The sequence below is a fragment of the Myxococcus sp. CA040A genome (assembly GCF_013336725.1).
GTDB classification, from domain to species: Bacteria; Myxococcota; Myxococcia; order Myxococcales; family Myxococcaceae; genus Myxococcus; species Myxococcus llanfairpwllgwyngyllgogerychwyrndrobwllllantysiliogogogochensis.
In genome coordinates this window covers 600,417-611,855 of the sequence record NZ_JABUMR010000006.1, presented here as the reverse complement: position 1 = coordinate 611,855, position 11,439 = coordinate 600,417, and the positions used below count along the sequence as shown (strand labels likewise).

The 11,439-nt window shown below is 68.8% G+C and carries 9 protein-coding genes; 8 read left to right on the top strand and 1 reads right to left on the bottom strand.

Annotated features, from left to right (window positions below; translation table 11 throughout):
• Positions 1-67: 67 nt before the first annotated feature.
• The 8 genes from HUA75_RS28685 (at position 68) to HUA75_RS28650 (ending at position 10,807) form a co-directional block, all read left to right on the top strand.
• Entirely contained in the window at positions 68-1,555 is a 1,488-nt protein-coding gene (locus HUA75_RS28685; protein WP_174488166.1) for a hypothetical protein, read from the top strand.
• A gap of 395 nt (positions 1,556-1,950) precedes the next feature.
• A complete protein-coding gene (locus HUA75_RS28680; RefSeq protein ID WP_174488165.1) occupies positions 1,951-3,087 on the top strand; it encodes a porin in 1,137 nt (378 codons plus the stop codon).
• A 106-nt stretch (positions 3,088-3,193) separates the two neighbouring features.
• On the top strand, positions 3,194-3,283 hold the full coding sequence (kdpF, locus tag HUA75_RS28675; protein ID WP_141641721.1) for a K(+)-transporting ATPase subunit F: 90 nt from the start codon (positions 3,194-3,196) through the stop codon (positions 3,281-3,283).
• Between the two features lie 10 nt (positions 3,284-3,293).
• Complete coding sequence (gene kdpA, locus HUA75_RS28670) at positions 3,294-5,012, top strand: potassium-transporting ATPase subunit KdpA (protein ID WP_174488164.1); 1,719 nt, start codon at positions 3,294-3,296, stop codon at positions 5,010-5,012.
• Positions 5,013-5,015: 3 nt separating this feature from the next.
• Entirely contained in the window at positions 5,016-7,076 is a 2,061-nt protein-coding gene (gene kdpB, locus HUA75_RS28665) for a potassium-transporting ATPase subunit KdpB (RefSeq protein WP_141641719.1), read from the top strand.
• Positions 7,077-7,096: 20 nt separating this feature from the next.
• Positions 7,097-7,720: a potassium-transporting ATPase subunit KdpC gene (gene kdpC / locus HUA75_RS28660; RefSeq protein WP_174488163.1), complete on the top strand. Its 624-nt coding sequence runs from the start codon at positions 7,097-7,099 to the stop codon at positions 7,718-7,720.
• Between the two features lie 82 nt (positions 7,721-7,802).
• Entirely contained in the window at positions 7,803-8,966 is a 1,164-nt protein-coding gene (locus tag HUA75_RS28655) for a sensor protein KdpD (protein WP_141641717.1), read from the top strand.
• Positions 8,963-10,807 carry an ATP-binding protein gene (locus HUA75_RS28650; RefSeq protein WP_174488162.1) on the top strand — a complete coding sequence of 615 codons (1,845 nt, stop codon included), beginning with the start codon at positions 8,963-8,965 and terminating at the stop codon, positions 10,805-10,807. Before HUA75_RS28655 ends, HUA75_RS28650 begins: the two co-directional genes overlap by 4 nt.
• Before the next feature lie 62 nt (positions 10,808-10,869).
• Here HUA75_RS28650 and HUA75_RS28645 read toward each other — a convergent pair whose 3' ends face one another.
• A complete protein-coding gene (locus HUA75_RS28645; RefSeq protein ID WP_141641715.1) occupies positions 10,870-11,334 on the bottom strand; it encodes a hemerythrin domain-containing protein in 465 nt (154 codons plus the stop codon).
• Positions 11,335-11,439 lie beyond the last annotated feature (105 nt).

Below are 11,439 nucleotides of genomic sequence, written 5' to 3'. Positions count from 1 at the left end.
AGATACTTAAGTATGGATTGAGCCCGAATCGACGCTGGGTTGCGGTGGCCTCGGCTATCCTGTCCGGGTGAGCCACCTGCTGAAGGAGTTGCTGGGACGCACGGAGGAGGCGCTCGCTCGGCGGGAGGACGATGCGGCCCTCACGCTCCTGTTGGAGGCGTGGAAGGAGTGCCGAGCCGAGCCCGTCATCGCGCTCATCCAGCGGCTCTCGGACCACCTCGCCACGGGGCTCCCTTTCTTCGAGGTGCCTGTCCGCTGGGTCCTCGAGGAGGTCCGCAGGCATCCCACGGACCTTCCCCGAGCGCTGGGATGGCTGCGGGAACGCGCGGCGAGTCTTTCGCGCTGTGCGTTCTCCACGGACCTCGACCGGCTGCGACGATGGTGGCCCGCGGACCCGCGCATCATTCCGCTCCTGCTCACCCTCGTCCGTCTTCCGGGAGCGGAGACTCCAGGCGAGCTGAAGCTGCTTTGCAGCCTCTTCATGTACGTGGGGGCGCCCTATGACGTGGAGCCCCTGCGCGAGCTGAAGGCCCGGCTCCCTTCAACGCAAGGGGAGGAGGTCGAGCGGTTCGACCTCGTCATCCGGCTGGGAGTTCGTTGGGTTCCTCCCGTGCTCGATGCGGAGACCCTGGCGCGGTGTGACGCGCTGAAGGAGGTCATCGAGGAGCGGGTGGAGCGTGCACGCCTCGACGCGGCGACTCGGGAGGCGCTGTTCGCCCGCGTCTATGAGACGCCGGAGGATGACTCCGCCCGGCAGGTGTTGGCCGACCAGTTGCTCGAGCAGGGCGACCCACTGGGGGAGTTCATCATGCTCCAGTATGCGAAGGCGCCGGATGAGGAGCGCATCGCTCGACTGCTCGTGGCGAACCGGGAGCGGTGGCAGGCGCCGTTGGGACCTTACGTCGAGCGAGGCTACACCCGCTTCGAGCGGGGTTTTCCCGTCGCGGTCCGCCCGATAAAGGGGGACCACTTCCCCAAGTCCTTTCCCAAGCCGGAGCCCGGTTGGAACACGGTGGAGGAACTCAACTGGAATCCGGAGCACCACAGCGACGGCAATGACGTCGCGCAGTGGGGGCGCATGCTCCGGCACCCCGCGTTGCGCCGTGTAACGAGTCTGCTGAATGTTCCAGGCGAGCTGGTGAGCTTGCTGTCCGCGAACAGTTCCGTGAGGCGGCTGGAGTTGAAGAGCTCATTTGAGAGCGGCCTGGCCGATGCGCTGACGGCCCTGCCCCACCTGACGTGGCTGACCATCCCCTATGCCTCGACGGACCTCTTCATCCGGTGTGCCCACTCCCGTCTGGCTTCCCAGTTGGAGTACTTCAAGGCCTCTGGGGAAGATGGGTTCTGGAGGCTCGAGGTGACCCGAGGCGCGGAGGTTCCCATCCGGGCCACCGTCACGGGACAGCGTGCGCGGGAGTTCGCGCCCGTCCTCCTTGCCGCCGCGAGGTTCAGCTCCCAGGGGCTCCGGATTGAATTGCGAGACGGAGCCGAGGAGCAGGGCGGGGCGCCGCTGCGCGAGGCGCTTGCCGCCTACGCACGGGTCATCCGGGAGTGAGCAGAGAACTCCCGCGCACGCTCAGAGCCTGAAGTTCGCGGCGACGAGCAGCAGGGTCTGCTCACGGCGTGAATCCACGGTGAAGCCCTCGGTGGCGTGCCGTCCTCCACGAAAGGTCTGACTCTCAGCCAGCGCGAACACGTGGAGCCATCCGCGCCGTACATCGCGCGGGATGCGAGAAGCCTTCCCCGGCTTCGGGCGAAACGCGCGGTGCTTCCAGGTGTCAGTGCGCCCGGCCTTGTCGCTGTCTGCGGAGCCTCAAGCTGCACGATGCCTGGCGGCCTGTCGTGCAGGTTGCAATCCTGCACCACGGGGCATGTCCGCAACCCCTCGGAACACCTAGGGTCCTCGGGGGAGGGGGTTGGTACGGGCGGTGCTCAAGAGGGAGCACGCCCATGTGGACTCTCGACGCTCCTCCGCTGCTGCTCTCCCTGCTGCTCCAGCAGGCCGACGCCTCCTCGCCACCTCTTCAAGGACCCACGGATACCCGGGCCGAAGCGGAGGCCCCTGGCTTCTTCTCCCGCATGAAGCCCGAGGGAGGCGTCGACGTGTACTTCGGCCACAACTTCAACCGGCCCGCGAACGCGGCGAACTTCATCCCCGGCACCGGCACGTCCGCGAAGCGCGACAGCGAAGTGGCCATCAACCTGGCCTCCATCGGCGTGAGCGTGGCCCCGGCGCCGGTGGGCTTCAAGGTGCTCCTCGGCTTCGGCACGGGAGCGGAGGTGGTCCACGCGGCCGAGCCCGAGGGCGTCGCCTCCGGGCCCGACTTGTGGCGCTACGTGCAGCAGGCCTCGCTGTCCTTCGCCACCGGCCCGCTGACGTTGGAGGCCGGGCTCTATCCGAGCCACATCGGGCTGGAGTCCTTCCAGTCACAGCTCAACTGGACGTACACGCGCTCGTGGATGGGCGAGCTGTCGCCCTACTACCAGACGGGCCTCAAGGGCACGTACGCGCTGGATGACGCGTGGAGCGTGCAGCTCCAGCTCCTCAATGGCTGGCAGACCATTGGCGACAACAACCGGGGCCTCGCGCTGGGCACCCAGGTGGCCTACGCGGGCAAGCGCCTGTCCGCGTCCTTCAACACCTTCATCGGAAACGAAGGCACCGAGGGCAGCGACGGCCTGCGGCTCTTCGCGGACGCGGTGGCGACGTACGCGGTGACGGAGTCGTTCAAGCTCGCGGCCACCGTGGACGCCGGCACCCAGCGGATTCCCGGCGCGGACCGCGCGGTCTGGTACGCGGCGGGACTCAACGCCCGAGTCCAGCTCGCCGAGCCCGTGGCGTTGGCCGCGCGCGTGGAAGCGTATCGCGACGCCGACGGGCTCGTGACGGGCGTGGAGCAGACGCTGTCGGGGGGCACGCTCACCCTGGAGGTGAAGCCCGCCGAGCAGCTCACGCTCAAGCTGGAGGCGCGGCATGACCGCTCGACGGCGGACGTCTTCGCAAGCCGCGCCACCACCGACGAAGGCACCCCCATTCCCAAGGACTCCGAGACGCTCATCGTCCTCGGAGCCACCGCCTGGTTCTGAGCCTGGAGTCTCTCCATGGATGTCGTCCTCCTCCTCGTCACCGTCGGTTTCTTCGCGCTCGCGTGGGCCTATGCCCACGGCTGCGAGCGCCTGTGAGGTCCTCCCGATGACTTTCGAATACGCCGCTGGCGCCGTGCTCGCCGTGCTGCTCACCGCCTACCTCGTCTACGCCCTGCTCCGTCCCGAGCGCTTCTAGGGACTCCGCCATGACCCTCATTGGTTGGTTGCAGATTATGTTGTTCTTCGCCCTCCTGCTCACGCTGACGAAGCCGCTGGGCACCTATCTCTTCCGTGTCTTCGAAGGGCAGACGCAGCCGTTGCCGCGCGTGCTCGGTCCCGTGGAGCGCGTCCTCTTGCGCCTGACGGGCGCCAGCGCGCGGCGCGAGCAGACGTGGGTGGAGTACTGCGGCGCGCTCCTGGCCTTCAGCGTCGTCGGCATGCTCATCCTCTACGGGCTCCAGCGCGCGCAGCACGTGCTGCCGCTCAACCCGCAAGGCCTGGGCGCGGTGGGCCCGGAGCTGTCGTTCAACACGGCGGCCAGCTTCGTCGCCAACACCAACTGGCAGTCGTACGCCGGTGAGTCCACCATGAGCTACCTCACGCAGATGGTGGGGCTGGCGTGGCAGAACTTCGTCTCCGCGGCGGCGGGGCTCGGCGTGGCGTTGGCGCTGGCGCGCGGCTTCACGCGCCGCCCGGGGCCGGAAGGAGCCAAGACGCTGGGCAACTTCTGGGTGGATGTGGTGCGCGGCACGCTCTATGTGCTGCTGCCGCTGTGCTTCGTCGTGGCGCTGTTCTTCGTCTCGCAGGGCATGTTGCAGAACTTCGCGCCGTACCACGAGCTGACCACGCTGGAGGGCGCGAAGCAGACGCTCGCCATGGGTCCGGTGGCCTCGCAGGAGGTCATCAAGATGCTGGGCACCAACGGCGGTGGCTTCTTCAACGCCAACAGCGCGCACCCCTTCGAGAACCCGACGCCGCTCACCAACCTGGTGCAGATGCTGCTCATCTTCGCCATCCCCTCGGCCCTCACGTACACGTACGGGAAGATGACAGGAGACACGAAGCAGGGCTGGGCCCTCTTCGCGGCCATGTCCGTCCTCTTCCTCGCGGGTGTCACCGCCGCGTACGCCGCCGAGTCCCAGCCCAACGCCGCCGTGGCCTCCGCGCAGGTGGCGCAGGTGGGCAACCTGGAGGGCAAGGAGGTGCGCTACGGCATCACCGCGTCCGCCCTCTTCGCCACCGTCACCACGGACGCGTCGTGCGGCGCCGTCAACTCCATGCACGACAGCTTCAATCCGCTGGGCGGTCTGGTGCCGCTGGTCAACATGCAGCTGGGCGAGGTCATCTTCGGCGGAGTGGGGGCGGGCCTCTACGGCATCCTCATCATGGTGGTGCTCTCCGTCTTCATCGCCGGCCTGATGGTGGGTCGCACGCCCGAGTACCTGGGCAAGAAGATTGAGGCGAAGGAGATGAAGCTCGCGATGCTCTACGTGCTCATCTTCCCGCTGTTCATCCTGGGGATGTCCGCGGTGGCGGCGGTGATTCCGCAGGGCGTGTCCTCGCTGAACAACGCGGGACCGCACGGCCTGACGGAAATCCTCTACGCGTTCACCAGCGCCACGGCGAACAACGGCAGCGCGTTCGCGGGCCTCAACGCCAACACGCCCTTCTGGAACATCGCCCTGGGGCTGGCCATGCTCGGCGGGCGCTTCCTGATGATTGTCCCCGCGCTGGCCATCGCCGGCTCCATGGTGGGCAAGAAGGTGGTGCCGGCGGGTCCGGGCACCTTCCCGACGAACGGCGCCCTGTTCACCGGCCTGCTGGTGAGCATCGTGGTCATCGTCGGCGCGCTCACCTTCTTCCCCGCGCTCTCCCTGAGCCCCATCGTCGAGCACTTCCTCGCCGGGGCCGGAAAGGTCTACTGAGCCATGAGCTCCGCATCCTCGAAACCGGCGTCGCTGTTCGACGTGTCTCTCCTCAAACCCGCGCTGCTCGACAGCCTGAAGAAGCTCCACCCGCGCGACGTGGCGCGCAACCCCGTCATGTTCGTGGTGTGGGCGGGCAGCCTGCTCACCACGGTGCTGGTGGTGAAGGACCTCGTTTCGCCGCGCACCGACGGCGCGCCCTTGTGGTTCACCGTCTGGGTGGCGGTGTGGCTGTGGTTCACCGTGTTGTTCGCGAACTTCGCGGAGGCCGTGGCGGAAGGGCGCGGCAAGGCCCAGGCCGGCGCGCTGCGAAAGATGCGCAAGGACACCACCGCGCGGCGACTGGTGGATGGGCGCGAGGAGCGTGTGCCCGCGCCGAACCTGCGCAAGGGCGACCTCGTCGTCTGCGAGGCGGGTGACCTCATCCCGGGTGACGGTGAAGTGGTGGAGGGCATCGCCAGCGTGGACGAGTCCGCGATTACCGGCGAGTCCGCGCCGGTGATTCGCGAGTCCGGTGGAGACCGCTCGGCGGTGACGGGTGGCACCAAGGTGTTGTCGGACCGGATTGTCGTGCGCATCGCCGTCAACCCGGGTGAGTCCTTCCTGGACCGGATGATTGGACTGGTGGAGGGCGCGGCCCGGCAGAAGACGCCGAACGAGATAGCGCTGCACATCCTGCTGGTGGGCCTGACGGTGGTGTTCCTGCTGGCGTGTGTGTCGCTGGTGCCGCTGGCGCTCTACTCCGGTGTGCCGCTGTCGGGTACGGCCGTCGTAGCGCTGCTGGTGTGTCTCATCCCCACGACGATTGGCGGCCTGTTGAGCGCCATCGGCATCGCGGGCATGGACCGGCTCTTGCGCAAGAACGTGCTGGCCATGAGCGGCCGCGCCGTCGAGGCGGCGGGAGACGTGGACACGCTGCTGCTCGACAAGACGGGCACGATTACGCTGGGCAACCGCATGGCCACGGAGCTGCTGCCCATGCCGGGTGTCCGCATGGAGGACCTGGCGGAGGCGGCGCAGTTGGCGAGCCTGGCGGACGAGACGCCCGAGGGGCGCTCCATCGTCACGCTGGTGAAGGACACGTACAAGATGCGTCCGCGCGAGCTGCTGGCGCACCACGCGACGTTCGTCCCGTTCACCGCGCAGACGCGCATGAGCGGGTGTGACCTGGTGGACCCGCACCCGCGGAGCATCCGCAAGGGCGCGGTGGATGCCATCGTCAAGCACGTGCAGGCCCAGGGCGGCGCGGTGCCGGCGGAGCTGACCGTGGCGGCGGGCCGCATCGGTGACGCGGGCGGTACGCCGCTGGCGGTGGCGGATGGCTCGCGGCTGCTCGGCATCATCCACCTGAAGGACGTGGTGAAGGGCGGCATCAAGGAGCGCTTCGACCGCTTCCGGGCCATGGGCATCCGCACGGTGATGATTACCGGCGACAACCCGCGCACCGCGGCGGCGATTGCTCGTGAGGCGGGCGTGGATGACTTCCTCGCGGAGGCGACGCCCGAGGCGAAGCTGGCGCTCATCCGCACCGAGCAGGGCAAGGGCAAGCTGGTGGCGATGACGGGCGACGGCACCAACGACGCGCCCGCGCTCGCCCAGGCCGACGTCGGCGTGGCGATGAACACCGGCACGCAGGCGGCGAAGGAGGCGGGGAACATGGTGGACCTCGACTCCAACCCCACCAAGCTGCTGGAGGTGGTGGAGGTGGGCAAGCAGCTCTTGATGACGCGCGGGACGCTGACGACGTTCTCCATCGCCAACGACGTGGCGAAGTACTTCGCCATCCTCCCGGCGCTGTTCATGGGGGTGTTTCCCCAGATTGCTCCGCTCAACGTGATGGGCCTGTCGTCGCCGTACAGCGCGATTCTGGCGGCGGTCATCTTCAACGCGCTCATCATCATCGCGCTGATTCCCCTGGCGCTGCGCGGTGTGCGTTACCGCCCGCTGGGCGCGGCGGCCCTGCTGCGGCGCAGCCTGCTCGTCTACGGAGTCGGCGGCGTCATCGTTCCCTTTGTCGGCATCAAGGCCCTGGACGTGTTGCTCACGGCCGTGGGCCTGTCCTGAAAGTGAAAGGGCTCCTCATCATGGTCTCCACTCTTGTCACCGCCCTGCGCGCCTGTGTCGTCACCCTGGTGCTCACGGGGGTGCTGTATCCGCTCGCCGTCACCGGCGTGGCGCAGCTGTTGTTCCCCTCCCAGGCCCAGGGCTCGCTCGTGAAGGACGAGCAGGGCCGCGTGGTGGGCAGCGCGCTGATTGGTCAGGGCTTCACCCGAGGCGGCTACTTCCAGCCGCGCCCGTCGGCGGCGGGGGCGGGCTACGACGCGGCGGCGTCCTCGGGCAGCAATCTGGGGCCGACGTCCCAGAAGCTCCGGGACCGGGTGACGGCGGAGGTCGAGCGCCTGCGCCAGGAGAACCCGGACACGCCAGGGCTTGTGCCCGGTGAGCTGGTCACCACGTCGGCGTCCGGCCTGGACCCGCACCTTTCGCCGGAGGCGGTGCGCTGGCAGGCGCCGCGCGTGGCGAAGGCGCGAGGCGTGGCACCGGAGCGCGTGCTCGCGGTGGTGAACTCGCACGTCGAGGGACGGACGCTCGGCGTGCTGGGCGAGCCGCGCGTCAACGTGCTGCTGCTGAACCTGGCGCTGGACCGGCAGTTCGGTCGGCTCGCCTCGGAGCCCGCGCAGCCGATGGGCGCGGTGACTCCCGAGTGACGGAGTCCATTCTCCCCATGCATTCGTGCGGAGGCGCGGGCATTGTCGCTCGCGCCTCCGCTGTGGAGGTCCGAGGGTGACGATGACGCGACGTTCGCGTGCGGAGGACTTCCTGGAGCTGGTGGAGCGGGGCCGGCGCGGTCGGCTCAAGCTCTACATCGGCTTCGCGGCTGGCGTGGGGAAGACGTACCGCATGCTGGAGGAGGCGCACGCGCTCAAGCGCCGGGGCGTGGACGTGGTGCTCGGCTTCGTGGAGACCCACGGTCGCAAGGAGACGGAGGCCCTGGTGGAGGGGCTGGAGGTGGTGCCACGCAAGGAGCACACCTACCGCGACGTCACGGTGGAGGAGATGGACCTGGACGCGGTGCTGGCGCGCAGGCCCCAGGTCGCGGTGGTGGATGAGCTGGCCCACACCAACCTGCCGGTGTGTCGACACCGCAAGCGCTACCAGGACGTGCAGGAGCTGCTCGACGCGGGCATCAACGTCATCGGCGCCTTCAACGTGCAGCACCTGGAGAGCCTCAATGACCTGGTGGAGCGCACCACCGGCGTCATCGTGCGCGAGACGCTCCCCGACAGCTTCCTCAAGGGCGCCGACCAGGTGGTGAACCTGGACCTGGCGGTGGAGGACCTCCACGAGCGGCTGAAGGCGGGGAAGATCTACGCGGAGGACAAGGTGCCACGTGCCCTGGAGAGCTTCTTCAAGGGAGAGAACCTGTCCACGCTGCGCGAGCTGGCGCTGCGAGAGGTGGCGGAGAGCCTGGACCGCGCCACCGCCGGGCTGCCGTCGCGCGCGGGAGACGAGGGACAGCAGAAGGGCGCGTCCTGGGGCCGGGTGCTGGTGGCGCTGTCGAGCTACCCGCCGCGCGCGGCCACCCTGCTGCGGCGAGGCTCGCGCATGGCGGGGCGGCTGAACACGGACTGGTTCGTGGTGTACGTGGAGACGCCGCGCGAGGCCCCGCACCTCATCGACGCGGAGGCGCAGCGGCACCTGCTGGCGAACATCGAGAAGGCGAAGGAGCTGGGCGCGGAGGTGGTGCGGCTGCGCTCGAAGGACCCGGTGGAGGCGATTCTCGACTTCGCGCGCTCGCACGGTGTGGGCCACATCATGGTGGGCCGCTCGCATCAGCCCTGGTGGAGGCGGGCCTTGGGGCGCGCGGCGGACGTGCGGCTGCTGCGCGAAGGCGAGGGCTTCGACATCCATGTCGTGGCCTTCGACCCCGCGCCCGAGGAGAAGCGTTCATGACGCTGAGGCTGCGGTTGCTGCTGGCCCAGGCTCCCCTGGCCCTGGCCCTGGCCCTGGTGGGCGTGGTCGCCGTCGTCACGTTGGCCCGGCTGGGGCGCTCAGGGCAGCGCATCCTCCAGGACAACTACCGCAGCGTGCTGGCGACGCAGCGGATGACCGAGCAACTGGAGCGGATGGACAGCGCCGCCCTGTTCATCGTCGCGGGAGAGCTGGAGCGGGGTGAGGCACAGCAGTCCGCGCAGCGTCAGGTGTTGGAGTCGGAGCTGCGCCTTCAAGAAGGCAACGTCACCGAGCCTGGCGAGGCCGAGGCCACGCGCAGGCTGCGCGCGGGTTGGTCGCGCTACCAGGTGGCGTATGACGCGTTCCTCACGTTGTCCTCGGAGGCGGAGCGGAAGGCCGTGTACTTCCGGAGCATCGAGCCGGCCTTCCGTGAAGTGAAGGAGGCGGCGGCATCCATCCTGGCGCTCAACCAGGACGCGATGGTGCACAAGAGCGAGGAGCTGCGGCGGCAGAGCGACCAGGTGAACACGCTGATGGTGCTGGCGGTGCTGGCGGCCTTCGGTGTGGGGTTGTTCGCCTCCACGTCCCTCACGCATCGCGCGCTGCGGCCCGTGTCGGTGCTGTCGCAGGCGGTGCGGCGACTGGGCCGGGGTGACTACGCGGTGCGCGCGGTGGTGGAGGGGACGGACGAAATCGCGCAGCTCGGGCAGGACTTCAACTCGATGGCGGAGGCGCTCCAGCAGTATCGCCAGAGCAGCCTGGGCGAACTGCTCCAGGCGCAGTCCGCCTCGCAGGCGGCCATCGACAGCCTGCCGGACCCGGTGGTGGTGTTCGGCTCGGATGGGGTGTTGCTCAACGTCAACCGCTCGGCGGAGGACGTGCTGAAGCTGTCGCTGGAGGGCGGCGGGGATGTGCTGGGCCGCGTGGTGCCGGAGGCGCGCGAGGTGCTGGAGCGGGTGCGCGGCCATGTGCTGGGTGGCAAGGGCGCGTATCAGCCTCGCGGCTACGAGGAGGCGGTGAGGGTGGAGCTGGCGGATGGAGACCGGTGGCTCCTGCCGCGTGGCAGTCCGGTGTACGGGGAGACGGGCGAGGTGGTGGGCGCCACGGTGATTCTCCAGGACGTGACGCGGCTGCGTCGCTTCGACGAGCTGAAGAATGACCTGGTGGCCACGGTGGCGCATGAGTTCCGCACGCCGCTGACGTCGCTGCGCATGGCGGTGCACCTGGTGGCGGAGGGCATGGTGGGCGCGGTGACGGAGAAGCAGGCGGACCTGCTGTTCGCGGCGCGCGAGGACTGCGAGCGTTTGCAGGGCATCGTCGATGACCTGCTGGACTTGTCTCGCATCCAGGCGGGACAGCTCCGGCTGGAGGTGCGGCGGGTGCCGGCGGAGGAGCTGGTGGAGGCGGCGCTGGACTCACAGCGCTCGGCGGCGGCGGAGCGCGGGGTGCGACTGTCGAGGCAGGTCGGGCTGGAGGTGGAGTCAGTGGACGTGGACCCGGACCGGCTGGGCCTGGTGTTGGGAAACCTGGTGGGCAACGGGGTGAAACACACGCCGGCGGGGGGGGAGGTGGAGGTGCGAGTGGCTCGCGAGGGGACGCGCGTGCGCTTCGAGGTGCGGGATACGGGCGAGGGCATCGCGCTGGAGCAGCAGGGCCGCATCTTCGAGAAGTTCTACCGCGCGCCCGGGGCACCGGTGGGTGGCGCGGGGTTGGGGTTGTCCATCGCGAAGGAAATCGTCCAGGCGCACGGCGGAGAGCTGGGCGTGGTGAGCGCTCCGGGACGGGGGAGCACGTTCTGGTTCACGCTGCCTCAGCAAGCGGCGGCGGTGGAGCCGACGTGACACTCCCGCCCGCGCTCCTTGTCGGAGGCACGGGCGGGAACTCGTTCACCAGAAGGACTTCGTCACACGGAGGCTTCGCCCCAGTCCTTCATCTCCTCGCGGCGAATCTTGGAGGCCTCGCGGACGAGGTCCTTGCAGGACATGCCGATTTCCTTCTCGGTGACGTTCTTGGCGACCTGCGGGAGGATGTTCTGCTCCTCGTCGGCGATGTGGCGCTTCACCACTCGCTCGAGTGAGTCGACCCGGGCCTTCACGGCGTTCATGTCGTCGCGCATGCGGACGATTTCGCCCAGGAGCTTCGTCATCTCCTGGTGGTCTTCTTCCGCGTGCTCGATTTTGTCGTCGCCCACGACGCGGGCGGCCTTCGGATAGACCCAGCGCTCCTCGATGGTGGTGTGCAGCATGAGCGCCTCCGCGAGCTGGATACAGAGCTCCTTCCGGCTCGTGTCGTCCGGGGCGCGGCGGAACGCCTGGAACAAGGCGTCGACTTCGCGGTGCTGTTGAATCAAGAGGTCGATGACGTCCACGGGTGCGCTCCTTGTGTCGTTGGGGTCGCCGCTCAACGGTCCGCATGCATGCGGGTCGTGGCAATCACAGGCATGGGCGCGCAAGCTCCCTCGCCATGTCCCGCG

What these genes read in the sequence shown, in the direction of transcription:
- kdpC (WP_174488163.1), top strand. Translation starts at nt 7,097, where the DNA reads ATGGTCTCCACTCTTGTCACCGCCCTGCGCGCCTGTGTCGTCACCCTG.
- HUA75_RS28655 (WP_141641717.1), top strand. Translation starts at nt 7,803, where the DNA reads ATGACGCGACGTTCGCGTGCGGAGGACTTCCTGGAGCTGGTGGAGCGG.
- HUA75_RS28650 (WP_174488162.1), top strand. Translation starts at nt 8,963, where the DNA reads ATGACGCTGAGGCTGCGGTTGCTGCTGGCCCAGGCTCCCCTGGCCCTG.
- HUA75_RS28680 (WP_174488165.1), top strand. Translation starts at nt 1,951, where the DNA reads ATGTGGACTCTCGACGCTCCTCCGCTGCTGCTCTCCCTGCTGCTCCAG.
- kdpA (WP_174488164.1), top strand. Translation starts at nt 3,294, where the DNA reads ATGACCCTCATTGGTTGGTTGCAGATTATGTTGTTCTTCGCCCTCCTG.
- kdpF (WP_141641721.1), top strand. Translation starts at nt 3,194, where the DNA reads ATGACTTTCGAATACGCCGCTGGCGCCGTGCTCGCCGTGCTGCTCACC.
- kdpB (WP_141641719.1), top strand. Translation starts at nt 5,016, where the DNA reads ATGAGCTCCGCATCCTCGAAACCGGCGTCGCTGTTCGACGTGTCTCTC.